This window comes from Micromonospora chalcea (assembly GCF_002926165.1).
Taxonomy (GTDB): Bacteria; Actinomycetota; Actinomycetes; order Mycobacteriales; family Micromonosporaceae; genus Micromonospora; species Micromonospora chalcea.
The window spans coordinates 316,044-342,828 of sequence record NZ_MAGP01000001.1 but is presented as its reverse complement, the minus strand read 5'-3'; the positions used below and the strand labels follow the sequence as shown (position 1 = coordinate 342,828).

Annotated in this window: 22 protein-coding genes; 11 read left to right on the top strand and 11 right to left on the bottom strand. The window is 73.0% G+C overall.

Annotated elements, in window-relative coordinates:
• Genes BAW75_RS00855 through BAW75_RS00830 form a run of 6 tightly spaced genes read right to left on the bottom strand, consistent with a single transcriptional unit; the run spans nucleotide 1 to nucleotide 6,411 of the window.
• A complete protein-coding gene (locus BAW75_RS00855; RefSeq protein ID WP_146074784.1) occupies nucleotides 1-1,056 on the bottom strand; it encodes a hydroxymethylglutaryl-CoA reductase in 1,056 nt (351 codons plus the stop codon).
• Nucleotides 1,053-2,135: a type 2 isopentenyl-diphosphate Delta-isomerase gene (fni, locus tag BAW75_RS00850; protein ID WP_104112295.1), complete on the bottom strand. Its 1,083-nt coding sequence runs from the start codon at nucleotides 2,133-2,135 to the stop codon at nucleotides 1,053-1,055. The genes BAW75_RS00855 and fni overlap by 4 nt, the downstream gene beginning before the upstream one ends.
• Nucleotides 2,132-3,241 carry a phosphomevalonate kinase gene (locus BAW75_RS00845; RefSeq protein ID WP_208635144.1) on the bottom strand — a complete coding sequence of 370 codons (1,110 nt, stop codon included), beginning with the start codon at nucleotides 3,239-3,241 and terminating at the stop codon, nucleotides 2,132-2,134. Before BAW75_RS00845 ends, fni begins: the two co-directional genes overlap by 4 nt.
• The gene (mvaD, locus tag BAW75_RS00840; protein ID WP_233514671.1) at nucleotides 3,238-4,278 is read right to left on the bottom strand and encodes a diphosphomevalonate decarboxylase; all 1,041 of its coding nucleotides are present in this window, start codon (nucleotides 4,276-4,278) and stop codon (nucleotides 3,238-3,240) included. The genes BAW75_RS00845 and mvaD overlap by 4 nt, the downstream gene beginning before the upstream one ends.
• The gene (gene mvk / locus BAW75_RS00835) at nucleotides 4,268-5,323 is read right to left on the bottom strand and encodes a mevalonate kinase (RefSeq protein ID WP_104112294.1); all 1,056 of its coding nucleotides are present in this window, start codon (nucleotides 5,321-5,323) and stop codon (nucleotides 4,268-4,270) included. The genes mvaD and mvk overlap by 11 nt, the downstream gene beginning before the upstream one ends.
• Nucleotides 5,323-6,411: a polyprenyl synthetase family protein gene (locus BAW75_RS00830; protein ID WP_104112293.1), complete on the bottom strand. Its 1,089-nt coding sequence runs from the start codon at nucleotides 6,409-6,411 to the stop codon at nucleotides 5,323-5,325. Before BAW75_RS00830 ends, mvk begins: the two co-directional genes overlap by 1 nt.
• Nucleotides 6,412-6,831: 420 nt before the next feature.
• Here BAW75_RS00830 and BAW75_RS00825 point away from each other — a divergent pair, with 420 nt between their 5' ends.
• On the top strand, nucleotides 6,832-9,501 hold the full coding sequence (locus BAW75_RS00825; protein ID WP_167435507.1) for a helix-turn-helix transcriptional regulator: 2,670 nt from the start codon (nucleotides 6,832-6,834) through the stop codon (nucleotides 9,499-9,501).
• A gap of 54 nt (nucleotides 9,502-9,555) precedes the next feature.
• Here the strand turns inward: BAW75_RS00825 and BAW75_RS00820 are convergent, their stop codons facing one another.
• Nucleotides 9,556-11,250, bottom strand: a complete 1,695-nt coding sequence (locus BAW75_RS00820; RefSeq protein WP_146074783.1) for a LuxR C-terminal-related transcriptional regulator — start codon at nucleotides 11,248-11,250, stop codon at nucleotides 9,556-9,558.
• A 1,000-nt stretch (nucleotides 11,251-12,250) separates the two neighbouring features.
• On the opposite strand from BAW75_RS00820, the gene BAW75_RS00815 reads away from it, so the two are divergent.
• A complete protein-coding gene (locus BAW75_RS00815) occupies nucleotides 12,251-14,350 on the top strand; it encodes an MMPL family transporter (protein WP_197494845.1) in 2,100 nt (699 codons plus the stop codon).
• Nucleotides 14,351-14,433: 83 nt separating this feature from the next.
• Nucleotides 14,434-15,438, top strand: a complete 1,005-nt coding sequence (locus tag BAW75_RS00810; protein WP_104112290.1) for an NAD(P)H-dependent flavin oxidoreductase — start codon at nucleotides 14,434-14,436, stop codon at nucleotides 15,436-15,438.
• Nucleotides 15,439-15,489: 51 nt separating this feature from the next.
• Here the strand turns inward: BAW75_RS00810 and BAW75_RS00805 are convergent, their stop codons facing one another.
• Nucleotides 15,490-15,906: a YybH family protein gene (locus BAW75_RS00805; RefSeq protein WP_104112289.1), complete on the bottom strand. Its 417-nt coding sequence runs from the start codon at nucleotides 15,904-15,906 to the stop codon at nucleotides 15,490-15,492.
• A gap of 190 nt (nucleotides 15,907-16,096) precedes the next feature.
• Here BAW75_RS00805 and BAW75_RS00800 point away from each other — a divergent pair, with 190 nt between their 5' ends.
• Nucleotides 16,097-16,765 (top strand): NAD(P)H-dependent oxidoreductase, encoded by a 669-nt coding sequence (locus BAW75_RS00800; protein WP_073827920.1) that lies wholly within the window; start codon nucleotides 16,097-16,099, stop codon nucleotides 16,763-16,765.
• Nucleotides 16,766-16,816: 51 nt separating this feature from the next.
• Here the strand turns inward: BAW75_RS00800 and BAW75_RS00795 are convergent, their stop codons facing one another.
• On the bottom strand, nucleotides 16,817-17,491 hold the full coding sequence (locus BAW75_RS00795) for a TetR/AcrR family transcriptional regulator (RefSeq protein WP_104112288.1): 675 nt from the start codon (nucleotides 17,489-17,491) through the stop codon (nucleotides 16,817-16,819).
• Nucleotides 17,492-17,619: 128 nt separating this feature from the next.
• Between BAW75_RS00795 and BAW75_RS00790 the strand changes: the two genes are divergently transcribed.
• Both BAW75_RS00790 and BAW75_RS00785 read left to right on the top strand, forming a co-directional pair.
• Nucleotides 17,620-18,315, top strand: coding sequence for an NAD(P)-dependent oxidoreductase (locus BAW75_RS00790; protein WP_043323041.1), 696 nt, complete (start codon nucleotides 17,620-17,622; stop codon nucleotides 18,313-18,315).
• A gap of 140 nt (nucleotides 18,316-18,455) precedes the next feature.
• A complete protein-coding gene (locus BAW75_RS00785; RefSeq protein ID WP_064445527.1) occupies nucleotides 18,456-19,550 on the top strand; it encodes an IS701 family transposase in 1,095 nt (364 codons plus the stop codon).
• A 50-nt stretch (nucleotides 19,551-19,600) separates the two neighbouring features.
• On the opposite strand, the gene BAW75_RS00780 is transcribed toward BAW75_RS00785, so the two are convergent.
• On the bottom strand, nucleotides 19,601-20,605 hold the full coding sequence (locus BAW75_RS00780) for a 3-oxoacyl-ACP synthase III family protein (protein WP_104112287.1): 1,005 nt from the start codon (nucleotides 20,603-20,605) through the stop codon (nucleotides 19,601-19,603).
• 211 nt (nucleotides 20,606-20,816) lie between these two features.
• Here BAW75_RS00780 and BAW75_RS00775 point away from each other — a divergent pair, with 211 nt between their 5' ends.
• From BAW75_RS00775 to BAW75_RS00760, 4 genes are read left to right on the top strand one after another with little or no spacing between them, the layout of a single operon-like run.
• On the top strand, nucleotides 20,817-21,812 hold the full coding sequence (locus tag BAW75_RS00775) for an amidohydrolase family protein (protein WP_146074782.1): 996 nt from the start codon (nucleotides 20,817-20,819) through the stop codon (nucleotides 21,810-21,812).
• A gap of 4 nt (nucleotides 21,813-21,816) precedes the next feature.
• Nucleotides 21,817-22,626 carry an arylamine N-acetyltransferase family protein gene (locus tag BAW75_RS00770; protein WP_051610887.1) on the top strand — a complete coding sequence of 270 codons (810 nt, stop codon included), beginning with the start codon at nucleotides 21,817-21,819 and terminating at the stop codon, nucleotides 22,624-22,626.
• A gap of 3 nt (nucleotides 22,627-22,629) precedes the next feature.
• A complete protein-coding gene (locus tag BAW75_RS00765; protein WP_104112285.1) occupies nucleotides 22,630-23,469 on the top strand; it encodes an arylamine N-acetyltransferase family protein in 840 nt (279 codons plus the stop codon).
• Nucleotides 23,466-24,488: an alcohol dehydrogenase catalytic domain-containing protein gene (locus BAW75_RS00760; RefSeq protein WP_244205980.1), complete on the top strand. Its 1,023-nt coding sequence runs from the start codon at nucleotides 23,466-23,468 to the stop codon at nucleotides 24,486-24,488. The genes BAW75_RS00765 and BAW75_RS00760 overlap by 4 nt, the downstream gene beginning before the upstream one ends.
• On the opposite strand, the gene BAW75_RS00755 is transcribed toward BAW75_RS00760, so the two are convergent.
• Complete coding sequence (locus BAW75_RS00755; RefSeq protein WP_146074781.1) at nucleotides 24,456-26,105, bottom strand: helix-turn-helix domain-containing protein; 1,650 nt, start codon at nucleotides 26,103-26,105, stop codon at nucleotides 24,456-24,458. The two genes, BAW75_RS00760 and BAW75_RS00755, sit on opposite strands and share 33 nt — an antisense overlap.
• A gap of 136 nt (nucleotides 26,106-26,241) precedes the next feature.
• Here BAW75_RS00755 and BAW75_RS00750 point away from each other — a divergent pair, with 136 nt between their 5' ends.
• Nucleotides 26,242-26,784 (top strand): SRPBCC family protein, encoded by a 543-nt coding sequence (locus BAW75_RS00750; protein ID WP_064445522.1) that lies wholly within the window; start codon nucleotides 26,242-26,244, stop codon nucleotides 26,782-26,784.
• The last annotated feature ends 1 nt before the right edge of the window (nucleotide 26,785 follow it).

Below are 26,785 nucleotides of genomic sequence, written 5' to 3'. Positions count from 1 at the left end.
TCAGGCTCCGATCTTCGTGGTCTCGGTGGGGCGTTCGAGCCGGACGTGCGCCCGCATCAGCTCGCCCGGGTTGGTCTGCGCGGCGAGCAGGGACAGTTCGCCGCAGAGCACCGTCGCGGCCGCGATGACCGCGAGCCGCCGGGCGTTCTCGCCCGGATCGCGGGCGGCGCGGCAGCCGAGCCGCTCCAGGTTCTCCTCCACGAAGCCGAGACCCTTGCCGTTGCCGACGGTGCCCACGATCAGGTTGGGCAGCGTGCAGGAGAAGTAGAGGTCGCCGTCGCGGTCCTCGGCGACCGTCACGCCCTGGGAGCCCTCGACGATGTTCGCGGCGTCCTGCCCGGTCGCCAGGTAGAACCCGAGCAGCATGTTCGCGTAGTGCGCGTTGGCCGAGCGGATACCGCCGGCGAGCAATGTGCCGATCATGTTCTTGTGCACGTTCAACTGGGCGATCGCGGCCGCCGTCGTGTGCAGTCTGTCGTGGACGATCTCCCGTGGCACCACCAGTTCGGTGACCACGTTCTTGCCCCGGCCGAGAATGCCGTTTATCGCGGTGGCCTTCTTGTCGGTGCAGTAGTTGCCCGAGATCGAGCCGTACGAGATTCCCGGAATGGTGTCCAGGATGTGCTTCAGCAACGCGTCGGCGGCCAGCGTCGCCATGTTGTGCCCGGACGCGTCACCGGTGGTGAAACTGAACCGCAGGAACAGCAGATTCGCGGTGATCTCGTGGTGGAACCCGATCAGCTCGACGAACCTGCCGCAGGTGCGCACGATGTCGCGCAGCTCGTCGAACCGCGCGTCGACCTCCAGCGAGGCCAGGTAGGCGGTCTGCGCGTCCTTGGCGCGCACGAACACCGAGCGGGTCATGCGCTCGTCGACGAGCGTGGCGACGATGCCCGCCTCGACCAGCCGGGAGATCTTCGCGCCCCGGCCCACGGACGGCCAGAGCGGCGACTCGTACGTGGCGAGCGGGACCTCCGTCTCGACCTGTGCCACGTTGCCCGAGATCCGCACGGGACCCACCCATTTCATGGGCACACCGGCGATGGCGTCGTTCATCGAATGCCTCCGATCATCTCGTGGGTGGCGCCGGAGCGGGTGGCGAGGCGGTGGGTGTCGATGCCCCGGGCCGCGCAGAACGCGCTCAGCCGTCCCTGGATCAGCAGGTCGCACCGGGTCAGGTCGGCCGGTGTGCGCGCGCCCAGGGCGGTCATCAGGGCTTCGATCTGGTCGAGCCAGGTGGAGATCAGCGACAGCAGCGCCGGCACGCCGCCGTCCAGGAGCGTCCGCAGGAACAGCCCGGACACCCCGGCGGCGCCGGCGCCGAGCGCCAGCCCACGGACCACGTCGAGCGGGTGACGGACCCCGCCGGAGGCCAGCACGGGCAGGTCGACGCCCTGGGCGTCGAGCAGGCAGGCGGGTGTCGACTGCCCCCACCCGTCGAGGAAGGAGTAGTCGGCGGCGTCGCGCCGGTCGTTCTCGATCCGGGCGAAGTTCGTGCCGCCCCGGCCGGCGACGTCGGCCACCCGGACACCCATGTCCCGCAGCCGCAGCAGCGTCTCGCGGCTGAGCCCGAAGCCGACCTCCTTGACGATCACCGGGACACCGACGCCGGCGACGATCTGTTCGATCCGCGGTCCCCAGGCGGCGAACGACCGGTCCCCCTCCGGCATCACCGTCTCCTGGATGGTGTTCAGGTGGATCTGCAGCGCGTCGGCCCGCATCAGGTCGACGGCCCGCCGGGCCCGCTCGACGGAGGCGGTGGCGTTGACGTTGGCCATGATGAACCCGTCCGGGTTCTCCCGGCGCATCACGCTGAACGTCTCGGCCACCGACTCGTCGGCGAAGTAGGCGCTCATCGACCCGGTCGCGACGGGTACGCCGGTCTCCCGGGCCGCGATCGCCAGGTCCCGGTTGATCAGGCCGGTCTTGGTGCTGCCGCCGGTCATCGCGTTGATGCACAGTGGCACCGGCCAGTCGATGCCGCCGAACGAGGTGGCCAGCGAGACGTCGGACCGGTCGATGCCGGCCAGTGCGTGGTGCACGAACGACACGTCGTCGAACTCGTGGTGACCGCCGAGCCGGTCCTGCTGCTCGGCGGCGAGCCGGACGTGGTCGTCCTTGCGGTTGGCGATCATCGCGCGCTCCCGTTCGTCTGGTGGACCTGGACCGGCATGGGGAGCACCCCGGCGGCGGCCCACTGCTCGCGCAGCCGCGCGGTCTGCGTCGCGGCGGCGGCGTCCAGCAACGCGATGCCGCAGTCGCCGCCGCCGGCGCCGGACGGCTTGGCCGCGCCGCCGACGGTCTCGGCGGCGTCGCACAGCGCCGTCAGGCGGGGGGTGAAGATGCCGAGCCGGACCTCGTCGTCCAGCTCGGCGAGCACGTGCCGGGCCCGCCGGACCTGGTGCAGAAGTTCCTGGTCGTCGCCCCGCTCCAGCGCGTCGATCGCGGTGCGTACGCACTCCTGGCTGCGGCTGGTGAAGCTCCACCGCGCGGCGCTGCCCCGCCACCGGGAGGCGGCCAGCCGCCCGGTCAGCGCGCTGCTGCTGGCCGGCTCACCGGTCCAGCCCACCTCCAGCGCGAGGCCACGCGGTGGTGGCAGCCGCCGGACCCGCAGGCCCGGCCAGGGCGCGCGCATCGTCTCCTCCACGCCGCGCCGCCGCGCCATGTCGCGTACGGCGGCGCGGTCGGGCGCCTGGTAGGCGATCCAGCCGCCCCAGACGCTCGCGGCCAGGTCACCGCCGGAGGCGTCGGCGCCGTCGCGCACCGTCGCCAGCATCGCCAGCCGGAACCGCGATTCGAGCGACAGCTCCACCCCGTGGTACGCGGCCACGGCGGTCACCGTGGCGACGCTCACCGCCCCGCTCGACCCGAGCCCGAACTTCGTCCCGGCCCGGTGCAGCCGGCTGGTGATCGCCACCCGCATCGGCAGCGGGCGCAGTCCGCGCCCGGCCAGGAGTTCGCCGACCACCTCGATCGCGGAGGTCACGGCGCCGAGGTCGGCGGGCGCCGGCTGCCCGTCGTCCGCGGCGACGAGCCGGCCGTCCTGCCACCGCAGGCGCGCCCGGTCCGGGCGGAGGTCGGAGTCGACCACGAGGTGGGCGTCGGCGCCGTAGACGGTGACGTCCACTCCCCTGTCGACCGCCACCAGCAGCGCCGGGTGACCCGGCTCCAGCACCGCGTACTCACCGGCGATGAACAGCTTGCCCGGCGCGTGGTGGCGCACGGCGCCCGGCCCGGTCACGGCCGGCTGCCCGGGTCCGGCGCGGCCGCCGGGCCCGGTCCGGCGACGACCACGGCGCAGCCCGGCGCGACGTCGCGCAGGGTGTCGGCCACCCGGTCGGCGTCGGCACGGCGGCAGAGCACCTTGACGTTCGGTCCCGCGTCCATGGTGGCGTAGGCGCCGACGCCGTCGGCGCGCAGGCGCAGCACGCTGTCGAGCACGGCCACCGTGACCGGCGCCAGGTAGCGCACCGCCGGCCGGGCCGCCAGCATGGTGGCGTGCATGCCGAGGGCGTTGCGTTCGGCGATCTCGCCGACGGCGTCCAGGTCGCCCCGCAGCAGCGCGGTCCGCATCTCGGCCAGGTCGGCCCGGCCGGAGGCCACCCACGACGGATAGAGCGGCGAGGTCCGGACGGTCCGCCGCATCCCCTCACGGCTCGACACCGCCTTCGGCCCGGCGTCGACGATGGCGACCACCAGCACGACGTCGAACGGCGCGACCGGCACCGGCTCGGCGTAGGAGCCGAGGTCCGCGGCGGCCCCGGCGCCGGGGCCCGCGTGGCAGATCGCGAAGCCGCCGAAGACCGACCGGGAGGCCGACACGGACCCCCGCCGGGCCAGCCGGGACAGCGCGGTGGCGTCCAGGTCGAGGCCGTACGCAGCGGCGCCGGCGAGCGCGAGGGCGGCGAATCCGCTCGCCGAGGACGCCAGGCCGGCGCCGGTCGGTACGGAGTTGCGGGTGTCGACGTGGGCCCGTTCCGTGCGCCCGCCCATCTGCCGTAACAGGTCCAGGAAGGCGACGACGCGCTGTCGCCGCTCGCCGCCGGCGGGTGAGCCGTCGAGGACCACCTCGTCGGCCGGCGCGCCGCTGTCGATCCGGACGGTGGTGGTGGTCGGGAAGATGTCGAGCGTCATCGACAGGCTGTCGGCGTACGGGATCATGAGCTGCTCGTCGCGCTTGCCCCAGTACTTGATCAGTGCGATGTTCGGATGGGCCACGGCGGTCGCCCGCCGGTCCAGCGCCGGCGTGGACTGCTGCGTCCGGTGGTCAGTCGTCATGGCCGGCGAACCTCCCCATCGGGACGACCCAGGTGCGGACGGCGCCCGCCTGCCGGACGCCGCGCACCACCGCCGCGGACTCCCGGCGGTCCCCGGCCAGCGCGATCATGCAGCCGCCCAGCCCGCCGCCGCTGATCTTGGCGCCCGGGCTGCCCGCGGCGAGCGCGGCGTCGACCATCCGGTCGATCCGGTCGGTGCTGATCCCCACGTCGCGCAGCAGCCGGTGGTTCTCGGTCAGCCGCGCGCCGAAGTCGGCGACCCGGCCCTGGAGCAGGTCGTGCGCCGCCGCCTCGGTCAGGCTGGTGACCCGGCTGACGAACTCGTCGCGCGTGCGCGGGGAGCGTTCGAAGGCGCCACGCAGCAACTCCACCGCGTCCCTGGTGCTGCCGCTGACGCCGCTGTCGGCGATGACGAGCACCGCGTCGAACCCGGCCGGGTCGGACAGCCGCGCGGAGCCCGCCAGGGCGACCGGCAGTTCCCGGCCGACGCCGTTGCGGAAGATCAGCGGCGCGGTCGCGCCGGTGGCCAGCGCGTCGATGCCGCTGGCCCGGCCGTGCGCCAGCTTCTCCGAGGCCTGCACCAGATCGAACACCGTGCCGGCGTCGAGGCGGCGGTCGAACGCGTCCGCGAGGGCCAGAGCCGCGGCGCGGGCGCAGGCGGCGCTCGAGCCGAGCCCCCGGCCCTGCGGGATGGCGCAGTCCACGAGCACGTCGACGCGCATCGGCTCGGTGACGGCGGCCCGCTGCCGGAACTCCGTCACCAGGTGCTGCAGACCGTCGGTCGGCAGCGACGTCACCTCCGGGCTCTCCAGCCCGGCGATGGCGAACGAGATCTCGTCCGGGCCGTCGCCGCCGACCCGCCGCGCCTTCGCCACGGCGGTCAGCTGCGGCACCGGTACGGCGAGCGCCGGCGCGCCGTACACGACGGCGTGCTCGCCCAGCAGGATGGCCTTGCCGTGGGCGCGGCCGGCGCCGAGGCGGACCGGTCCGTCACCCCTGTCGTCGAGGACGCGGCGGGCGACGACGGTCACCGGTTCCGTGGACATCACTGCGCCCGCTGGGTGGCCTTGATCGCCATGTCGGCGAGCTGATGTTTCGCGGGGGCGGTGGCGCTGCTCGCCGCCGGCGCGGCCAGCGCGCGGTCGGTGCGCAGCGAGATCTGCCGCTCGATCTCCTCGACCGCGCCGACGTCGCGGAAGATGCCACGGATGCGGGCGACCTCCTCGTCGGCGAGGTCGGTGCCGACCTTGGCCCGCAGGTAGGCCGCCGCGTCCGGGTCCCGTTCGTCGGCGCGCTTGAGCGCCGTGGCGAGCAGGACCGTCCGCTTGCCCTCCCGCAGGTCGTCGCCGGACGGCTTGCCCGTCACCACCGGGTCGCCGAACACGCCGAGCAGGTCGTCGCGGAGCTGGAACGCGATACCGACGTCCGCGCCGAAGGCGCGGTAGGCGGCGAAGAGGTCGTCGTCCGCGCCGGCGATCGCCGCGCCGAACTGCAGTGGCCGCTCCACCGTGTACGACGCGGTCTTGTACTGGTTGATGCGCAGCGCCGCGTCGACGTCCTCGCTCCGGCTGACCTGGCTGATCAGGTCGAGCAGCTGGCCGTACATGACCTCGGAGCGCACCGCCGACCACACCGGCGAGACCCGCACGTGCGCGTCGGCCGGCAGGCCGGAGGCGCGAACCAGGACGTCGGCCCAGATCAGGACCAGGTCGCCGATCAGGATGGCGGTGCCGGTGCCGAACGTGCCCGGGTCACCGGAGAAGCGCCGCGCCCGGTGCCGTTCGGCGTACGCGACATGCGCGGCGGGATGGCCGCGGCGGGTCTGGGACGCGTCGATGATGTCGTCGTGGATCAGGCCGGACGCGTGCAGCAGCTCGAACCCGGCGCAGGCGTTCAGCACCGCGCCGGCCACCGGGTCCTCCGGGTCGCCGCCGGCGCCGATCCAGCCCAGCCAGGCGAAGGCGGGCCGGATGCGCTTGCCGCCCCGCAGCACGTAGCTCTCCAGCTCGGCGACCAGGGCCGCGAAGTCGTCGCCCAGCTCGCGGGCCTCGGCGCGGCGCTCGGCGAAGAAGTCCCGCAGCGCGGCGTCGACGGGCGCCGAGTCGGTGACCGTCCCGAGATGTCCGACGGTCATGCCCGGGTCTCCCGATCGAGGCGGCATTCACCATTACACTCACGCATCTCGGACTCCCCTGGATTCGCTGGACCAGTCACGTCGAGCCGCGATCAGTCGATTCCGTTCCGGACGGTCGCGCCGGCGCGGAAACGACGCCGATCTCCCCATCGGCGCCGCCATTTCGTCCGCGCCGGCATGCCGATTCCGGCATGGCCTGACAGTAATCGCGCTCCGTCACCGTGCCCACTACTCACGCGAGTAGTGGGCGCTGCCAGCGACGTCGCCGACGAACGGCCGCAGATCCCGTATAACTGAGTAGCCCGCACCGATCCGGCGTTCAACTGTCCAGAACAGACGGTCGAACGCCCGAGGACCTCGACTCGCGGCGCGCGTCGGACGATTCAGCAGAGGAAAAACGGGATGGTCATCATGAATCGCATGGCGGGGCGCGAGCGGGAATTGTCCTCATTGGGGGAACTGCTCGACGCCACCGTGCGGGGTTCCGGCGGCTGCGTCGTGGTCGACGGGCCGTTCGGCATCGGCAAGACCCACCTGCTGAAGGTCACCGGCCTGGAGGCGGCAGCCCGCGGGCTGACAGTGGTGGCCGGGCGGGCAAGCGTCACGGACCAGCCGGTGCCCGTTCACCTGCTGGTCAATTTCCTGCGCCACGCGATGCCCGGCGAAGCGGCGGTCGAGCAGCTCGCCGTCCCGGGCGCCAACCCGTTCTGGCTGATCGACCGGGTCGGCGATCTGGTCGAGGTCGCGGCGCGCCGGCGTCCGCTCGTGGTCGCCCTGGACGACGCCCAGCGCATCGACGACGTCAGCGCCCTCGCCCTGCGCGGACTCGTGCCGCGGCTGGCGTCCTCGCCGGTGCTCTGGCTGCTGGCCCGACGGCCGGTCGCCGCCGGGTCGATCGCCCAGCACGCCGTCGACTGGCTGGCCGAGCACGTCGCGGTACGGGTACGGCTGCGCGAGCCGGGCGAGGAGGCGGTGGCCGACCTGTGCGCCGGCGTGCTCGGCGCCCGGCCGGACGCCTCCGTCCTGCGCTGGGCGGCCCGCTGCGGCGGCAACCCGAAGGTGATGGAGAACGTGTTCAGCGCGTTCATCAAGGCCGGCCAGATGATCATCGTGGACGGTGCCGCGTCGGTGGTGTCCGACGGGCTGCCCGACGGTGTCCTCACCGCCGTCCACGGGCTGCTGGAGGAGATGCCGCCCCCGCTGCGGCGCCTGCTCGCGGCCGCCGGCCGGCTCGGCCACACGTTCCCCGCCGACCGGGTCACGGGCCTGCTCGACGGGCCGGCCGCCGACGTGTCCGCCGCGATCGACGAGGCGGTACGGGTCGGGCTGCTGCGGCGCGACGGCGCGCAGCTGACCTTCGCCCACCAGGTCGTCGGCGAGGCGCTTCGGCACGCCGCGTACCCGCGACCGGAGCGCGCCGAGCCCGCCGCCGCGCCGGCGGCGGGCGACGTGGCGGACGGCCCGGCCCCGCGCGGGCGGCTCGGTCCGCCCCACTCCCCCGCCGGCGTACGTGTCGCCCGCTCCGCGCCGGAGGCGGCGATGCCCGTCGCGGCGGCCGGGCCGGCGCCGCGCTCCGGCCGGTGCGGATGCGACGAGGTGGTGGCGGAGGCCGTGTCCCACCTGGAGAACAGGTCCGCCGAGGCGCCGCGGGCGCTGGCCCGTGCGCTGCGCCTGCTGGCCGGGGCGGGACGGCCCACCGAGGCCGGCCGCCTCGCGGAGGTGATCCTGCGCCGCGACCTCCCGGCGGACGTCGAGACGCAACTCGTGCTCGAACTGGGCCACGGCATGCGGGCCGCCGGCAGCCACCGCCTGGCGGCCGGCTTCCTGCGGCGCACGCGCGCCCGCCACGACGTGTGCGAGCTGGACCGGGCCAAGCTGGACCGGGCGCTCGCGGACGTCACGAAGCGCCTGGGCGGCGCGTCGCCCGCCGGGCCGGAGCCCGGGACCCCGTCGCCGGGCTGCGCGCCCGGCGGGCGGCCGCTGTGGACCTGGCTGGTCCGGGCACTGGCCGCGGCCGATCAGCGCGACGAGGCGCAGGCGGTGCTGGACACCGTACGGCCGACGACGCGGGAGTCCTGCCACACCGGCTCGGAGACGCTCCGGCGCGGCCACCGGGCCGAGCTGCTGGCCGCGGCGGGACGGCTGGAGGAGGCGCGCGCCGAGGCGGAGGCGGCGCTGCGAGCCGCCGATCGCGCCCGGCCGGCCGACTGCGTACCGGCGCGCCTGGTCCTGGCCCACCTGAGCGTGCACCGCGGTGACCTCGCCACGGCCAGCGACCAGTTGCGGGCGGCCGAGCGGCTGGCCGGCGCCGACGACACGGCGCGGATGGACTGGGCGCTGGCCCGGTTCCACGCGGCCAGCGGCCGTCCGGCGATGATGGTGCAGACGTTGATCAACGTCGCCGGGCAGGTCGTACCCGATCCGCTGCTGTTCACCGAGGCGCCGGCCGCGGCGGCGGCGCTCGTCCGCCACGCCCGCCGGGCCGGGCTCGACGCGGAGGCCGAGCGGGCCGTGGAGGTCGCCCGGCGCGTCGCCCGCGGCAATCCGTTCGTCCAGTCGCTGGCGGCGGCGGCCGAGCACGCCGCGGGTCTGCTGCGCGACGATCCGGCGGCACTGCTGCGGGCCGCGGATCTGCACCGGCTCGCCGGCCGTACGCTGGCCGCGGCCGGCGCGGTGGAGGACGCGGCCGGGGGCACCCGGGACCGGGCCGAGGCCATCCGGCTCCTCGAAGCCGCGGCGGACGCCTACCGCGAGTGCGGCGCGCGACGCGACCTGGACCGCGTGGAGGCCGAGCTGCGTGGTGTGCCCGCGCACAACGTCCGCCCGCTGGTCCCGGACCGGCCCCGGTCCGGGTGGGAGAGCCTGACCAGCGCGGAGCTGCGGGTCGTGCGGGCCATCGTGGACGGGATGACCAACCGTGAGGCGGCGAGCTCGCTGTTCCTGTCCCCGCACACCGTCGACAGCCACCTGCGGCGCGTCTTCTCCAAGCTCGACATCAACAGCCGGGTCGAACTGACCCGCTGCTTCATCGCGCACGAGGCGGTCCGGCCGGCGCTGGCCACCCCACGCCAGCCGGCGTCCGCCGGCTGAGCGGGCCGTCCGGCGGACGGGCGCGGTTCAGCCGGCGGACGCCGGAGACGCGGTTCAGCTGGCCTTGCCGGTCACGGAGCCCGTGTCCCAGTCCGGCTCGCCGGTCATCGAATAGATCGCCGCACGGCTGGAGTAGGTGGCCGCGGCGTGCGCCAGCTCGGCCCGGGTGTTGAAGCCCAGCTTCCGGTAGACCTTCCGCAGGTGGTAGTTGACGGTGTGCGCGGACAGGTGGACCTGCTTGGCGATCTGCCGGTTCGTCAGGCCCACGCTCACCAGGTAGGCGATCCGCTGCTCCATGTCGGACAGGGTCGACCAGCAGCTCGCCGGTGGGACGCCGGTTTCCTCGGCGCGGGCCGGCGTCACCGGCCGTCCCCCCGCCTGGGCCTGCGCGGCGTAGAGCTTGGCGAGCTCCTCAGTGGCCAGCGCCACCGAGATCGGGTCCCGTGACTGCACGATGATGAGCGCCAGAGCCGCCGGGGCGCTGTTCGCCAGCGCGTGGGCGTGCATGGCGGTGAGGCTGACGACCTGGATCCCGGGATTGTCGGCGGCCAGCCCGTCCACCGTGGCGAGGACGCGGCGTTCGAGGTCACGGTCGTCCACGTCGCGGGCGAGCAGGACCAGGAAGGCGGCGGCGCTCGGCACCTCGACGTACAGGCGGCGTCGCGTCGGCAGGCGGCGGTGCTTGCCCGCCAGCAGCCGGGCGGCGGCCCGCGGGCCCTCCTGCTTGACCGTGATCAGCACTTCCGCCCACGAGTACTGCACCGAGTCGAGGACCACGTGGCGGTCCGCGTCCTCCTGCCCCCGCCTGAGGTACTCGATCGCGGCGGGCACGTCGCCCATGTAGAAGGAGGCGGTGCTGAGCACCGCGTAGGCGAGGGGCCGCAGCATGGGCACCGCGTCCCCGGCCACGGCGGCGGTGGCCAGCCCCGCCTCCCGGCGCGCGTCCCCGATCCGCCCGGCCTGCAGCAGCAGCCGGGACCGCATCACCGCCGGCGCGGCCGTCCAGATCGGCGCGGGTAGTCCGCGCAGGCCGGCCTCCGCCTCGTTGATCAGCGCCTCGGCCTCGTCGAACTCACGCAGGTTCGCGAGTTTGCCGGCGAGCGCGAGCTGGGCGTGCAGACGCCACACCGGTTCGGCCTCCGCGCCGGCCCGCACCGCCGCCCGTCCCAGCTCCAGGCCGTCGGCCAGCTTTCCCGCCGACCACAGCCCGGTGGACCGGGCGGTCAGCGCCATCGCCAGCGCGGCGTCACCGGACTCGGCGTCGCGTTCCCGCAGGATCGCCTCGGTCAGCGGATCGGTGCCCTCGCCGCCGAGCAGGAGATCGGCCAGCACCAGACACGCCTGCGCGTCACGCCGGGCGGCGGGCGACGCGGCCGGGCCGGCGAGAACCGCCTCGGCGACACGGACGCCGGCCTCGGCGTTCCCGCTCATGATCAGGCGGTGCGCGCGGGAACAGGATCCGGTGGCGTCCTCTCCGGCCGCGCTCACCGGCGCGGCAGTCGCGGCGTCCATCCGGCGATTCCGGTCGGCCACCGGGCTGCGTCGCCCGGAAAGGCTCATCGCCTCACGTCGTAAGGCGTCGCGGGCGGGCCCGGGAATGGCCTCGATGATGCCGCGCAGCAGGAAATCGCTCTGAAAGGCGAGCTGATGCTCGGCGGCCACGACGAAGCCCGAGGCGATCGCCTCGTCCACCGGCGGGAGCAGGGCCGCCGACGATCTGCCCAGCATTCTCGAGACGTCCTCCAGCATGAAGGATCTGCCCAATGCGGCGGCAACCTTCAGAAACTGCTGGCAGCCGGCGCTCACGTCATTCAATCGCCGCATGACAAAACTCAGCACACGCCGGGGAATTCGACGGGAAACCAATTCCGCCCGACCATTTCTCTCCCGGATCAATCCCTCTTCGGCGAGCCCGCGCGCCAGTTCGGCGACCAGGTGCGGATTTCCGCCGGCACCGCCCGCGAAGTCAATCAGCTCGCGGTGCACGTCGACCCCGAGGATCTCGCGCAGGACCTGCTCGTCGCTCCCTCCGCCCCCCGGCTGGGACACCGGCCCCCCGGCGGCGCACACCGGATTTCGTGCTGCGGCTGTCGCCTCGTACTCCCGCGGCCGTCCCGTTGTCATAATCCCCCCGGAATATGCGCACACAGCTCAAGAAAAGCCTGGACTCGGTCGATGACGCTACCCCACAGCAACCACATTTGCCATCGATCACCGTCGTCGCTCATCATAACTATCCGGCAGGCCCCGGCGCAGCCGTCATATATCAGGCAGCATCCCGCTGATATCGGACTTACCTAAACAATGCCACGATTGGCAGAACTCGCACGCATGACCGAAACAGCCCTCGCCGCGGACCGTCCCGGACCGGCCGGCCGAACGTCCAGCACCATCGTGACCAGGTGAAACAAGCTCCGCCCGGAACACGGCGTCACTCCTGCCCGGCCCGGACGCGACCGCTCCCGCGGGCGGTCGACGGCGGCGGGTCACCGCACCGCTCTGCCGACAGAGAAAGCGCAGGATACGGCGCTGACCGGATACCGACAGGTGTACTGCAAATGGAGTACCGCAACCGTGGTAGCGACGTCCAGGAAGTGCCTGCATCCGTACGGCGACACAGAAGTGCCTGTTCACGACCATTAGGTAGAGCGCTTATTGACTTGAGGAGAAGATGATGCCTACCGAGACTCCCCGCACAGACGGAGCTCTGGCGGGATTGGCGCGGTTCTGTTACCGGCGTCGTCGACTGGTGCTCCTGACCTGGATCGTCGGCGTCATCGCCCTGGCGTTCCTGGGCTTCCGCTACGGCGCCGCCCCGGACAACGTCTACTCCGGCGGGGACTCCCATTCCGCACGGGCGCAGGCCCTGATCGAGAAGCACTTCCCCGAGCAGCGGGGCGACACGCTCACTCTGGCCATCAAGGCCGAGCGGGGCATCGACGACCCGGCGGCGCGGCAGAAGATCGAGAAGGTCATCTCCGACCTGGACGCCTCACCGGTGACCGGGCCGATCGTCTCGCCCTACGACGACCGCAACCTGGTCACCGCCGACCGCCGCATCGCCCGGACGACGATCCCGCTGACCTCGATGGACGTGGAGAAGGCCGAGGCCAAGCCACTCGTCGACACGGTCAAGGACGCCTCCGGCGACGGCGTGACACTGGGGCTGGGCGGCGAGCGGGCGGAGAAGGCGGAGACGCCCCCGCAGGGTCCGGCCGAGGCGGTCGGCGTGGTGACCGCCGCGGTGATCCTGTTCCTCGCGTTCGGCTCGCTGGTGGCGATGGGCCTGCCGATCGTCACCGCGCTGCTGGCGGTGCTCGGCGGCGTCGCGCTGATGAAGCTCGTCGGACACCTCGTCCCCTCACCGGACTTCACGGTGCTCATCGCCGTGCTGATCGGCCTCGGCGTCGGCATCGACTACGCGTTGTTCATCCTCACCCGCTTCAAGGACAGCCTGGTGGAGGGGGACGATCCCGAGAGCGCCACGGTCAAGGCCATCACCACCGCCGGTCACGCGGTCCTCTTCGCGGGCACCACCGTGATGATCGCGCTGCTGGGCCTGATCGCCATGGGCCAGAAGATGATGAACGGCGTCGCGCTCGGGGCCTCGGCGACGGTGCTGGTGACGATGATCGCCGCGGTCACGCTGATGCCGGCCTTCCTGGGCTTCGCCGGCTACAAGATCCAGGGTCTGCGCGTACCGCGCCGGGGCCCCCTTCGGCAGGCCGGCTCCGACGCGCCGAAGCAGGAGCGCCGCACGCTCGCGGAACGCTGGGCCGGCGTGGTGCAGCGCCGCCCGGTCATCGCCGCGCTCGGGGCAACCGCCATCCTGCTGGTGCTGACCGCGCCGCTGCTGTCGATGCGGCTGAGCCTGCCCGACGCCAGCGTCCAGCCCCGCGACCGCAGCAGCTACACCTCGTACGAGATCCTGTCCGAGGGCTTCGGCCCCGGCTACGGCGCTCCCCTGATCTTCGCCGCCGAGGTCGGCGACGGAAACAGCGACCTCGGTCCGGTCGTCGCCGCGGTGAGCGGCACCGAGGGCGTGGCGTACGCGACGCCGCCCCGGATCAGCCAGGACGGGCAGGCCGCCGTCTTCATGGCCTTCCCCCGCACCGGCGCCCAGGACGAGGCCACCGCGGACCTGGTGCACAAGCTGCGCGACGACGTGCTCCCCGCGGCGTCCGGCGGCCGCGAGGTCTATCTCGGCGGCCCGAACGCCGGCGCGATCGACCTCGCCGAGGAGACCAGCTCCCGGCTGCCCGTGATGATCACCGTGGTCATCCTGCTGTCCCTGCTGCTGCTCGTCGTGCTGGTGCGGTCGGTCACGATCGCGCTGCAGGCGGCGGTGATGAACCTGCTGTCCATCGGCGCCTCGTTCGGTGTGCTGGTGGCGATCGTGCAGTGGGGTTGGCTCGGGTCCGCCCTCGGCTTCCCCACCTCCATGCCGATCACGACATGGGTGCCGATGATGATGTTCCCGCTGCTGTTCGGCCTCTCCATGGACTACGAGGTCTTCCTGATCTCGCGGATCCGTGAGGAGTACGAGCGCACCGGCGACACCCGCCGTGCCGTGACCCGCGGTCTGGCCCGTACCGCCAAGGTGATCACGGCGGCAGCCGCCATCATGATCGCCGTGTTCACCACCGGCATGCTCGGCCCCGACGTCTCGGTCAAGCAGGTCGGCCTGGGCATGGCGGTGGCGGTGTTCGTCGACGCCACCATCGTCCGGATGATCCTCGTCCCGGCCGTGATGGAGCTGTGCGGCAAGGCCAACTGGTGGATGCCCGGACGGCGGGCGAAGACGGCCCCGGTTCCCCCGGCCGGGGTCGAGGAAGCGGCCCGGATCTGAGCCCTTCCCCCACAGGGTGCGGGGAACCCCTGGACGGGGTTCCCCGCACTCGCTGTCGTCCGGAACCGACGTAGGGTCACGCCATGACCGAGCTGCTCCCTCCCCTCGTGGTCGCCCCGATGGCCGGAGGTCCGTCGAACCCGGCGCTGGTCACCGCCGCCGCCCGGGCCGGCTCGGTCGGCTTCCTCGCCGCCGGCTACCAGACCCCCGAGGCCGTCGAGGACCAGGTACGCGCGACGCGCGCGGCCGGCGTGCCGTACGGGCTCAACATCTTCGTGCCGACCCCGGCGGAGCCGGACCCGGCGCGGGTGGAGGCGTACCGCCGGTTGTTGCTGCCGGAGGCACAGCGGTACGGGGTGGACCTGCCGGCGCCGCGCCGGCACGACGACGACCACTTCGCCGCGAAGGTGGACCTGGCGGTGGCGTACGCGGTCCCGCTCGTGAGCTTCGCGTTCGGCGTACCGCCGGCGGGCGTGGTGCGGGCGCTGCGCGGCGCCGGATGCCACGTGCTGATCACCGTCACCTCGGCCGACGAGGCCCGCCGGGCGGTCGCCGCCGGACCGGACGCGCTCGTCGCGCAGGCGGGCACGGCGGGCGGGCACGCCTCGACCACCGATCCGTCCGGCTACCGGCCGCGCGGCAAGGCGCGGGACCTGCTCGCCGCCGTACGGTCGGTCACGGACCTGCCGGTCGTCGTGGCCGGCGGAACCTCGGCCGCCGAGGATGTCGCGGGGCTGCGCGCGGCCGGCGCGGCGGCGGTGCAGAGCGGCACCGCGTTCCTGCTCGCCGACGAGGCCGGTACACGGCCGGCGCAGCGCGCCGCGATGCTCTCCGGCGACTTCCGCCGGACCGTGGTCACCCGGGCGTTCACCGGTCATCCGGCGCGGGCCCTGGCCAACCGCTTCACCGACGCCTACTCCGCGGCGGCGCCGGTCGCCTATCCGGCGGTGCACCACCTGACCGCGCCGATCCGGGCCGCGGCGGCACGTCTCGGTGACGCCGAGGCGCTGAACCTGTGGGCCGGGACCGGTTTCGCGTCCGCCGCGCCGGGCCCGGCCGCCGACATCGTCGCCCGCTTGACGGGCTGACCGTCCGGCCGGCCGGTCACCGGCGCCGCTGCGGCCCGGTGTCGACAGTGGTCAGGGTGCGGTGGGATCGGCGGCGCCCAGGCCGGCGGGGTTGCTGATGACGCAGCGCCAGGCGCCGTCCGCGCCGCGCCGGAGCACGTCGACGGCGGTGCCCTCGATCCGGAGCGGGGTGCCGTCGGGTCCGGTTCCCTCGTGGACGTAGTCGTTGATCACCAGGGCGATGTCGCCGGTGACGTACTGGTGGCGGACGGCCACCTTGATCGGCAGGAAGTGCTGCTCCTCCCGGCTGCGCGCGCGCCTCTGGTCGCCGGTCAGAACCGTGCCGGGGGCGAGGATCAGCAGGGCGTCCGGCTCGTAGAGCTGCTCCAGCTGGTCGAGATCGCGGTTGTTGAACGCGCGCTCGAACAGGGGCAGGAGCGCGGCGGGGTCGGTGGGTGCGGCGGGCGGTTCCGCGGAAGCGTTCGACATGGGCGCAGCACACCCGCACCGGGACGGACCGGTCAACGGTGACGGGCCGGTTCTGTCAGGTCGCGGCCCCGGCGGACATCGAGGTGACTAACTAAGATCCGCGCCGTTTGCCGGGCGGGGCGCGGCCGACAGGATGCCCGTAGATGGCCCATGCGGTGCCCAGGCGCATCGACTCGTGAGGAGCGTTCCTGTGATCAAGGTGGCAATCATCTTCCACTCCCGCAGCGGGAATACCTACCAGATGGCCGTGGCCGCGGCGGCTGCGGCGGTGAAGGCGGGCGCGGAGGCGCAGCTCTACAAGGTGCCCGACCTGCCCAGCCCGATGGTGCTCGACCACAAGGCGTACGCCGAGCTCAACGCCGAGACCGCGGACGTCCCGGTGGCCACGCTCGCGGACCTGGTCGCGGCGGACGCCATCATGATCGGCACACCGGTGCACTACGGGCTGCCGGCTCCGCAGATCCTCGACTTCATCGACCACTCCGGACCGGTCGCCATTCCGGGTGACCTGGCGAACAAGGTGGTGTCCGTGTTCGCGTCCGGCTCGATGCCGCACGCCGGGCAGCAGGCGGCCATCCTGGCGCTGCACAACTGCATCTGCCACTGGGGTTCGCTGATCGTCCCGAACGGCTCCAGCGTCGAGGTGCTCGGCCTGCCGAACAACGGCGCGCCGTACGGCACGTGCAGCGTCTCCCGGCACGAGGCGAACAACGTCCACGAGGACAACCTCGCCGCCCTCGAGTACCAGGCGCTGCGGCTGGTCGAGGTGGCCACCGCGTACAAGATCGGCCGCGAGCAGACCACGTCGGCGATCAAGTACGTGGACCGCCGGCTGCTGGCGGAGAAGTTCGGCCTCTGACTCCGACGTGAACCGGCCCGCCCGGCGCGGGCCGGTTCGGCGTGTCCGGCCTCAGGTGGCGCCGGCTGCGGCGCGGGCGGTCAGACCGTCGAGCACGTACGCCAGCCCGAGCGCGAAGTTCGTGTCCCAGTCGTCGTCGAGCAGGTGTCGCTGCGCGGCCAGTGTGGGATAGCTGGCGCTGTGCCGCTCCAGCATCAGCTGGCCCTCCCGGCGTTCGGCCACCGACCACCGCAGCGTGGCCTGGCTGGCCGCGGAGCCCTGGACGTGGCTGTAGAGCACCCAGCTCGCCGCGGTGACGTCCCGGGAGGTGAACCCGGCGCGGGTCAGGGTGGCCTGGAGGAACTCCATCCAGGACAGGAAGCCGGGGCCGACCGCGGGACGACGTCGCATCACCGCCGACCACGGGTGCCGCAGCAACGCGGCACGGCGCTCGGTCAGCAGCGTCGTGACGTCCGCCCGCCAGTCGTCGCCGGGTGGCGGTGGCGGCGTGGCGGCGAACACCGCGTCGACCGCGAGGTCGATCACGTCCTCCTTGGTGTCCACGTGCCAGTAGAGCGTGGTCGTGCCGACGCCGAGGCGGTCGGCGAGGCGGCGCATGGTGAGCTGCCCGACGTCGTCCTCGTCCAGCAGCTCGACCGCGGCGGCGGTGATGCGTTCGACGGTCAGCGGCGGGTCGGGCCGCGCCGACGTCGTCCGTAGCCACAGGCTCCGGCTCCGCTCCGCCATCCCGTCACCCGCCTCGCCCGAAATCTGCCTGTTCCGCCCGTGAGCGTAGTACATTGGTCGGGCACCGGAACGTTGTTCGACTGCTGGACCGTCGTTCGACCCTCGCGCCGACGAAGAGGTGGGGCCAGATGAGACTCGTGGTGTTCGGCGCGAACGGGCCCACCGGCCGGCTGGCCACCGAGCTGGCGATGGCCCGGGGCCACGTCGTCACAGCAGTGACCCGGCGTCCGGAGTCCTTCCCGGTGCGGGGCGAGAACCTGCGGGTGGTGGGCGCCGACGTGCTGGACGCCGCGGCTGTCGACGCCGCCGTCGCCGGCCAGCAGGCGGTGATCTCGACGCTGGGTGTGCCGTACACGAAGGAGACGGTGCGAACCTACTCCGAGGGCGCCGCCAACATGATCGCCGCGATGCGGGCCCACGGCCTGCGCCGGCTGGTCTGCGTGACGTCGACCGGCACCAGCGGCGAGCACGCCGAGGGCGAGACGTTCACGTTCAAGAAGATCATCGCGCCGATCCTGCTGCGGATGGGACGCACCGTCTACGAGGACATGGCGCGGATGGAGAAGGTGGTGTCGGAAAGCGGTCTGGACTGGACGGTCATTCGTCCGGCCGGCCTCTTCGACGGTGACGGCGTGACCGACTACCGGGCCGAGCCGCGCCGGCTCCCCGGCCGGTTCACCTCCCGCACCGACCTGGCCGACCTGCTCGTCCGGGAGGCGACCGAGGACCTTCACGTCGGCCAGTTCATCGACGTGGTGACCACCACCGGCGCGCCGACCTTCGCGCAGATGTTCATCCGGGAGGCGCTGCACATCGGCAAGTGACGCCCGCCCCGCGGGCCTCCCGGCGACCTGCGCCTCGGCCAACCACTGTGGCCCCGAGGGCGGTGCCGCCAGCACCTCGACCATCCTCGCCGCGGGTTCCAAGCTCGTGTGGATTCGCCGCCGCGCCGCGAGGAGGCAGGATGCTGCTGGACGAGGACCTGACGGATCTGTGTGACGACATCCTGGCCGGGCTGCCGCGCAGCGATCAGCGACGGCGCGGCCGGGAGTACGTCCGCGGGCTGCTGCTGGCCCGGGGACGCAAGTCGATCCGCAACATCGCCGCGATCTCCACGGAACCCGCCGCGGAGCAGGCGCTGCACCATTTCGTCAGCGACTCCACCTGGGACTGGATGCCGGTCCGGCGGGCGCTCGCCCGGCACGTCACGCGCCTCTGCGGGGCCCGGACCTGGGTGCTGCACCCGACCCTGATCCGCAAGGCCGGGACGCACTCGGTGGGCGTCGGCCGCCGGTACTCGCCGGGCCTGGGGCAGTCCCTCAACGCGCAGCACGCGGTTGGTCTCTGGGCGGCCTCGACGAGCGTCGTCACGCCGGTCAACTGGCGGCTGCACCTCAACGAGGACTGGTTGTCCGACGAGAAGCGCCGCCGGCGCGCGGCCATCCCGGACGACCTGGTCGCCCAGTCGCTGGGCGCCTGCACCGTCGAGGCGTACCTGGAACTGGGGGCGCCGGCCGGCGAGCTGGTCGTGGTGGACGCGCGGGAGATGGACGTCGAGGCGGTGGTCCGCCGGTTACGGGCCGCCGGAGCGCCGGTGCTGGTCCGGGTGCCCGCCGGCCTGCGGCTGGTCCCGGCCGCCGGCGCCACCGCCGAGCCGGCCGGCGACCTGGCGGCGACCGTACGGCACCAGCGCAGGCCGGTCTTCGGGCTCACGGCGCGCCCGCCGGTGCTGGCCGGCACCGTCGCGGTTCGGCTGCCCAGCACCCGCAGCTACGATCCCCTGCTTCTGGTGGAGCTGAGCGCGCCGGGGCGCGGTGAGCCCGGCCAGCTGTGGCTGACCAGTCGCGGCGACATCGGCCTCGCCGACCTGGTCCGCCGGGCGGCGCTGGTCCGGCGGGTCACCGACGACCTGGAGTCCACCGGCGACCAGGTGGGACTGCGCGACTTCACCGGCCGCTCGTACCGGGGCTGGCACCGCCACGTGACGCTGGCGTCGGCGGCGCACACCGTGCTCGCGACGCACGGCCGGCCGGAGCCGGCCCTGCGGCGCACCTCCTGACGCGCGACGGGCGCCGATGACCACCGGGCACCGGCGCCCGCCCGGACGGTTCAGCCGGCCTGGAGCAGGGTCATCCCCATGGACATCCCGCCGCCGAATGCGGTGAGCAGCACGAGGTCGCCGACGCGGACCCGGCCGGAGCGGCACAGCTGGTCGTAGGTGATGGGCACCGCGGCGGCGCCGGTGTTGCCGTAGGCGGTGTACGTGCTGGCGACACGGTCGAAGGGCAGCCCGAGCCGCTCCGCCATCGAGGCGAGGATCCGGCCGTTGGCCTGGTGCGGCACCAGATGCCCGAGCCGGTGCGGCGGCACACCGTGCTCGGCCAGGAACTCCGCGATGCCGGCGACCACGTACGTGTCGATGAACTCGCGTACTCCCCGGCCGTCCATCCGGAAGTGGTGCGAGCCGTCCCGGAGCGTCTGCTCCGAGGCCGGCAGGCGGCTGCCACCGGCCGCCACTCCGATCAGCCCGCGCGCCTCGGCGAAGCTGAGCAGCCGGGTGGCCACGACCCGGTGCGCGCCACCGACCCCGATCACCGCGGCGCCCGCGCCGTCGCCGAACAGCACCACTGTCCGGCGGTCCTGCGGCGACAGGATGCGCGAGTAGACGTCCGCGCCGATCACCAGCGCCGGCCGGTCCCCCGCTGCGGTCACCAGCCGCTCGGCGACCGCGAGCCCGTAGCTGAAGCCGCTGCACACCGCGTTGACGTCGAACGCGGCGGTACCCCGTCCGGCGCCGATCTCGTGGGCGACGACGCTGGCCGTGGGTGGTTGCGGCGAATCCGGCGTCGATGTGGCCACCACGACGAGCGCCAGGTCGGCCGGGTCGACGCCGGCGTCCGCGAGCGCGATGCGCGCCGCGCCGATCGCCAGGTCGGAGGTCGCCTCGTCCGGCTTGGCCCACCGCCGCTGCCGGATCGCCGTCTTCTCGAACACCCAGTCGCCGGTCACGCCGGCGTGCTCGGCCGCCTCGTCGTTAGTCACCACCCGGCCGGGCAGGTAGGAGCCGGTGCCGAGCACACCGATCGGCCGGTCGCCACGCGAATATGTGAGCATGCGCCAGGTCCATTTCTTCACCAGCCGTCGATCGCGAAAATTGCGATAGGGACGGGCACCGACTTCGCGGCGAATAGTGTCGACGGTCCTCCAGACCAGACCTGCGGTCAATGTATGGCACCCGCAACGGGCAGGGCAACCGCCGGAACCGACGTGACATATTCACCCGCACCGCCTTGGCCGGGCGCGCTCCGATCACCACGATGCGGATGTGGACGCCAAACCCGTAAACGGTCCGGCCGGGTCACCGTGGATGGACGCCATCGACGTGCACCATCACATAATTCCCGATTTCTATGCGGCCGAGCTTCGCGAATTGGGTGGTTCCACTGTTCTTTCCGGAGTCGACCGCCCCACCTGGAGCCGGTCGGGCAGCATCGCCATGATGGACCGGCAGGGCATACGCGCCGCGCTGGTCAGCCTCTGGCCGGGCGTACCGTCGCTGGACCGCGCCCGCAGCCGCGCTCTCGCGCGGCGGCTGAACGAGTACCTGGCCGAGTTCGTGGCGGCCGGCGACTGCCGCTTCGGCGCGTTCGCGGTGCTGCCCTTCCCCCACCTCGACGACTGCGTGACGGAGTTCGTCCACGCGGTCGACGTGCTCGGCCTGGACGGGCTCGGGCTGCTCACCAACTACGACGGGCTCTACGTCGGTGACCGCCGGCTCGATCCGCTGCTGGCCGAGGCCGAGCGGCGGCGCACGCCGATCTTCGTGCACCCGGCGGTGCCGCCGGCCACCGGCCAGCCCGCCTTCGGGCTGCCGCTGTCGCTGTACGAGTTCCCGTTCGAGACGGTGCGGCTGGTGGCGCAGCTGCTCTACAACGGCACGCTGGAGCGGTTCCCCGAGCTGCGGATCATCCTGCCGCACGGCGGCGGCGGGGTCACCTACTACGCCGACCGGCTCACCTACGGCCCGGTCATCAACCGCGACCTCGCCGACCGCCTGCCGGACGATCCCCTCGCCCTGCTCCGCCGCCTCTACTTCGACGTGGCGATGTGCGGCCGGCACGCGCTCGCCTCGCTGCGGCTGTTCGCCGATCCGGAACGGGTCCTGGTCGGCTCCGACTACCCGTTCATGCCGGAGTCCTTCGGCGCCTCGATCGGTGCGGGAGTGGCGCGCCACGCGGACCTCGATCCGGGGTGGTGGGCCGCGGTCAACCGGTCCAACGCGGCGAAGCTGTTCGCCCGCTTCCCCTCGACAGGAGAGTGACCACATGCTCGACGACACGCTTGTCGACGCGTACCTGAACCGCATCGGTGTGGCCCGGCCGGAGCGGCTCGACGCCGAGGCGCTGCGGCTGCTGCACGCGCAGCACGAGCTGACGGTGCCGTTCGAGACCATCGACTACCACCTCGGCAAGGAGATCTTCATCGACGAGCGGGTGGTCGAGAAGATCGTGTACCAGAACCGCGGCGGCGGCTGCGGTGAGATCAACAACGCGTTCCACTACCTGCTGGAGGCGCTGGGCTTCGACGTCACGCTGCACCAGGGCCGGGTCTGGCTCGGTCACGAGTTCACGCCGCCGTACAACCACTCGGTGACCACGGTGCGCATCGGCGAGCAGCGGTGGCTGAGCGACGTCGGCCTGGGTCGCAGCAGCCGCTACCCGCTGCTGCTGGAGTCGCCGCAGCCGCAGGAGGACCCGCACGGCACCTTCTCCACCAAGCGGGTCGCCGACAACGCCACCGACGTCTTCCGGGCCGACGCGCTGCAGTACCGCTTCTACGACGAGCCGGTCGTGGCCGCCGACGGCATGCAGGTGCTGTGGTGGTACCGCACCTCACCGGACTCGCCTTTCCTGCAGAACCTCTCCTGCACGCTGCCGACCGAGAACGGGCGCATCATCCTGCGGGAGAACAAACTCGTCGTGATCGACGGCGACGAGCGGCGCATCGAACGGATCACCAACGACGACGACCTGCTGGCGGCGTACGACAAGTACTTCGGCATCAAGCTGGACGCGCCGCCGAAGCCGAGTCCGCACGTCAAGAAGTCGATGCGCATGTCGTACGAGCGGGACTGAGCCGTGCTGACCGACGAGCAGGTGCGCGGCTACCTGGACCGGATCGGCGCCGCCCGCCCCGAGCGGCCGGACCTGGCGGCGCTGCGCGACCTGCAGGAACGCCACACGTTCACGGTGCCGTTCGAGAACCTGGACTACCACCTGGGCCACGAGATCTACATGGACGAGCGGGTGCTGGACAAGGTGATCCGCCAGCGCCGCGGCGGCGGCTGCTTCGAGATCAACACCTCGCTGTTCTTCCTGTTGCGGGCGCTGGGTTTCGCGGTGACGCTGCATCAGGGGCGGGTTTGGCTCTCCGGGCGGTTCAACGGCCCGCACAATCATCTGATGCTGACCGTGGACCTGCCCGAGACCGGCTCCCGCTGGCTGGTCGACGTCGGCTTCGGCAAGAACAGCCGGTTTCCGTTCCGGCTCGACGCGGCCGAACCGTACGTGGACCCGCACGGCCGGTTCGCCACCCGGCGGGTCGAGCCGGGGGTCGTCGACGTGTACCGCAACGACGCGCTGCAGTACCGGTTCTACGACGAGCCGGCCGACCTGGCCGACTTCCGGCAGAACCTGTGGTGGTACCGCACCTGCCCGGACTCGCCGTTCCTGCGGAACATGTTCTGCACGCTGCCCACCGCCGACGGCCGGGTCACCCTGCAGGGCGACGTGCTGACGGTCATCGCCGGCGACCGCCGGAGCGTCGAGACGCTCACCGACGGCGACGCGCTGCTGGAGGCGTACCGGCGGTGGTTCGGGATCGTCCTGGACAAGCCGCCGACGCCGAGCCCGTACGCGGACCAGTCGTCGCGCATGGCGTTCTTCCAGAACGACGACGGCGGGCCGGCCCGCCGATGACGACAGTGCGGGCCGCCTACGTCGACCGGCTGGGGCCGGCCACCGAGATCCGGTACGGCGAGTTGCCCGCGCCCCGGCCGGGCCCCACCGACGTGCTGGTCGACACGCTCGCCACCACCGTCAACCACGTCGACACGTTCGTGCGGGCCGGCACGTACCGTACGCCGGTCCCACTGCCGTTCGTGGTGGGCCGGGACGTGGTGGGCGTGGTCGCGCACGCCGGTGACGGCGTGGCCGGCTTCCGCCCCGGCGACCGGGTCTGGTGCAACAGCCTGGGCCACGGCGGGCGTCAGGGCGCGGCCGCCGAACAGGTGGTGGTGCCCGCGGACCGGCTGTACCCGCTACCGGCGGCGGCCTCGGTGGAGGCCGTCACCGTGCTGCACCCGGCCGCCACCGCCTACCTGGCGCTGGCGGTGCACGGCCGCATGCGCCCCGGTGAGACGGTGGTGGTGGGCGGTGGCGGCGGCAACGTCGGCTCCGCGTTGATCACGACGGCGACGGCGCTGGGCGCGCGCGTGGTCGCCACCGCGGCGCCCCGGGACGAGGCGTTCTGCCGGGCCGCCGGCGCGGTCGAGGTGGTCGACTACGCCGCACCGGATCTCGGTGACCGGCTCGCCGCGTCCTGCCCGGAGGGCGTCCACGTCTACCTGGACACCTCCGGCACCAACGACCTGGACCTGGCGGTCGGGCAACTCGCCGTACGGGGGCGGATCGTGCTGCTCGCGGGCGCGCGGACCCGTCCGGCGCTGCCCGCCGGTGAGCTGTACACGAACGACAGGTCGATAGTCGGTTTCGTCATCTCGCTCGCCACGACCGCGGAACTGGCGGAGGCGGCCGGTTTCATCAACCGGCTGCTCGCGGCCGGCCGGCTGCGCCCGCGCGAGGTGGTGCGGCTTCCGCTGTCCGCGATGCGGGAGGCGCACCGGATGGTGGAGGACGGCGAGATGCGCGGGCGGCGGGCCCTGGTCGTCCCGGACGGCGCGGCGTCACAGCTCGGTGAGCAGGCGGTGCAGGCGTAGCGCGAGCTGGATCTCCAGCGCCCGTGCCGGGAGTTGCCAGGTCGGGCCGAGCAGGCGCTTCACCCGGTCCAGCCGCCGGGTGACCGTGTTCGGGTGCATGTGCAGCAGCTCGGCCGCGTTGGTCGGGCTGCGGCCGGCCTCGAAGTACGCGTCGAGCGTGCGGGCGAGGTCGCCGTCGCGGTGCCTGTCGTAGTCGAGCACCGGCTGGAGGGTGGCGTCGATGAACTGGTCGATGCCCTCCCGGCCGGCCAGCAGCATCGGCAGGAAACCCAGCTCCCGTACCGACACGCCGCGACCGGCCAGCTCCATTGAGATCATGACGTCGAGGCAGCGCAGCGCCTGCCGGTAGCGCACCGCCACCCGCTCCGGCCCGGAACCGCTGTCGGACGCCGCGGCCGTCACCGGGCGGCCGAAGAGCGCGCCCGACTCCTCCGCGGCCGTCCGGGCGATCTCGGCCGGGTCGGCCTCCCCCGGCAGCAGCAGCACGATGTCGTCGTCGTGCAGCGCGGACAGACCGTCACCCCGGGCGGCGAACGCCGCGCTCCACATCGACGCCCAGTGCGGGCTGACGCCGTCCGGGCGCAACACCACCACGACGTACGGCCGGTCCAGGCGCACGCCCAGCCGCCGGGCCCGTTCGACAAGCGTGCCGGTGGGCTGCGGCGTGGTGATCAGCTCGTTGAGCAGGGCACGACGGGCCTGGCTCTCCCGGCTGTCGTCGAGCTGGCGCAGGATCACCGCCGCCGCCTGGGCGATCAGGAGCAGGAGCTGCCCGTCCGGGTCGGCGAGCGGGCTGTCCATCTCCAGCAGCAGGTCTCCCATCCGCCGGTCGCCGGCCAGCACCGGGACGACCATGCGGCGGCCGTCCGGCACGCCCGGCTCCGGTCCGGCGGCGGCGGACCGGCTCGCGGCGACCACCAGACCGTCGTCGGTGCACAGCCGCACCGACGCGCCGAGACGCCGGTCGGCCTCCACCACGAAGGCGCGCGCGTCGCCGCGGGCCACGGCCAGGTCGATGAAGCCGTAGTGCGCGGAGCGCAGCGCCCGCATCCGGTCCAGGTCGGCGGCGGTACGGGCGGACTGCTGCTCCAGCCCGTAGAGCCGGGCGATCGCGACGTCCAGCAGTTGCGTCTTCTCCATCGCCGCGCCCGCGAGCCGGGCGAACGAGGTCAACTGGACGCGCTCCCCCTCGGTGACCGTCCGGGGGCGCCGGTCGGCGAGGTACAGCGCGGCGACGGACCGGCGGGGGGCGTATCCGCGCAGGTGGCCCAGACGTACCGCGACCACCGCGTGCAGTGCGCCGTCCTCGTGCGGCCCGGACGTCGCCGGGGCGGATTCCGCGTCACCGCACCACAGCGGCGATCCGTCCAGCAGCGCCGCGCCGGAGGGATGGTGACCGGGCAGGTCCAGCCGGCCGTCCTCGTGGGGGCCGTCCGCCGCCCGTACCGTGATCGTCGGTCCGTCCTCGGACACGACGGCGACGAAGGCGGCCGGCGCGTCGAGCAGCCGCCGGCCCTGCCGGGCGATGTCCCGCAGCAGACCGCCTTCGTCGTGCGGCACCCCGGCGTCGTCGGCGGAGCCGGGCACGGCGGCGCCTTGTTCCGTGCTCCCCCCCATGGCTCTTCCCGTGTCCTTAGTCGCGTCGCGGATCTGCGCCGGATTATAGGCGTCCCGGCCACGAAAGACGTCGAACCTGATGAATCAGAGTCGAACACTTTGACCCTTCGGGAAGCCGATAACGACGATTCTCCGCATGGCCGAAACCGATACCACCACGCCACTGTTCGAATCGCAGGCGGAAATCGTCGTCGACGCCACTCCGGACGAGGTCTACGCGCTCGTCAGTGACCTTCCCCGGTGCCGGGAGTGGAGCACCGAGTGCACCGGAGGCGAGTGGATCAGCGGCCGTCCCGGCGCCGCCGGGGCGGTGTTCCGCGGCCACAACGTCCGCGGCGAGGACGTCGTCGCCTGGGCGCCGGTCGTCCGCGGCGTCTGGACCACGGAGTCGCAGGTGCACACCGCGATCCCCGGCGTCGAGTTCAGCTGGGCGATGCGGGACAGCCGGGGGCGCGCCCAGAGCAGCGTGTGGGCCTTCCGGATGAGCCCCGAGGGCGCCGGCTGCCGCCTGACGCACCACTTCCGGATGGACGAGCCCACCGAGGGCATCCGCAAGATCACCCGAGACATGGACGACGACGAGCGCCGGCGTTTCGTCACCGAATGGGGCGCCAAGGTCGGCGCCGATCTGCACGAGACGCTGCGCCGACTCAAGTCGATCATCGAGACCGAACGGTAGG

Coding starts and splice junctions, on each gene's coding strand:
- BAW75_RS00770 (WP_051610887.1), top strand. CDS start 21,817: ATGCTCGACGACACGCTTGTCGACGCGTACCTGAACCGCATCGGTGTG.
- BAW75_RS00855 (WP_146074784.1), bottom strand. CDS start 1,056: ATGAACGACGCCATCGCCGGTGTGCCCATGAAATGGGTGGGTCCCGTG.
- BAW75_RS00830 (WP_104112293.1), bottom strand. CDS start 6,411: ATGACCGTCGGACATCTCGGGACGGTCACCGACTCGGCGCCCGTCGAC.
- BAW75_RS00790 (WP_043323041.1), top strand. CDS start 17,620: ATGAGACTCGTGGTGTTCGGCGCGAACGGGCCCACCGGCCGGCTGGCC.
- BAW75_RS00760 (WP_244205980.1), top strand. CDS start 23,466: ATGACGACAGTGCGGGCCGCCTACGTCGACCGGCTGGGGCCGGCCACC.
- fni (WP_104112295.1), bottom strand. CDS start 2,135: ATGATCGCCAACCGCAAGGACGACCACGTCCGGCTCGCCGCCGAGCAG.
- mvk (WP_104112294.1), bottom strand. CDS start 5,323: ATGTCCACGGAACCGGTGACCGTCGTCGCCCGCCGCGTCCTCGACGAC.
- BAW75_RS00795 (WP_104112288.1), bottom strand. CDS start 17,491: ATGGCGGAGCGGAGCCGGAGCCTGTGGCTACGGACGACGTCGGCGCGG.
- BAW75_RS00780 (WP_104112287.1), bottom strand. CDS start 20,605: ATGCTCACATATTCGCGTGGCGACCGGCCGATCGGTGTGCTCGGCACC.
- BAW75_RS00755 (WP_146074781.1), bottom strand. CDS start 26,105: ATGGGGGGGAGCACGGAACAAGGCGCCGCCGTGCCCGGCTCCGCCGAC.
- mvaD (WP_233514671.1), bottom strand. CDS start 4,278: ATGACGACTGACCACCGGACGCAGCAGTCCACGCCGGCGCTGGACCGG.
- BAW75_RS00810 (WP_104112290.1), top strand. CDS start 14,434: ATGACCGAGCTGCTCCCTCCCCTCGTGGTCGCCCCGATGGCCGGAGGT.
- BAW75_RS00805 (WP_104112289.1), bottom strand. CDS start 15,906: ATGTCGAACGCTTCCGCGGAACCGCCCGCCGCACCCACCGACCCCGCC.
- BAW75_RS00820 (WP_146074783.1), bottom strand. CDS start 11,250: ATGCTGGAGGACGTCTCGAGAATGCTGGGCAGATCGTCGGCGGCCCTG.
- BAW75_RS00825 (WP_167435507.1), top strand. CDS start 6,832: ATGGCGGGGCGCGAGCGGGAATTGTCCTCATTGGGGGAACTGCTCGAC.
- BAW75_RS00785 (WP_064445527.1), top strand. CDS start 18,456: ATGCTGCTGGACGAGGACCTGACGGATCTGTGTGACGACATCCTGGCC.
- BAW75_RS00750 (WP_064445522.1), top strand. CDS start 26,242: ATGGCCGAAACCGATACCACCACGCCACTGTTCGAATCGCAGGCGGAA.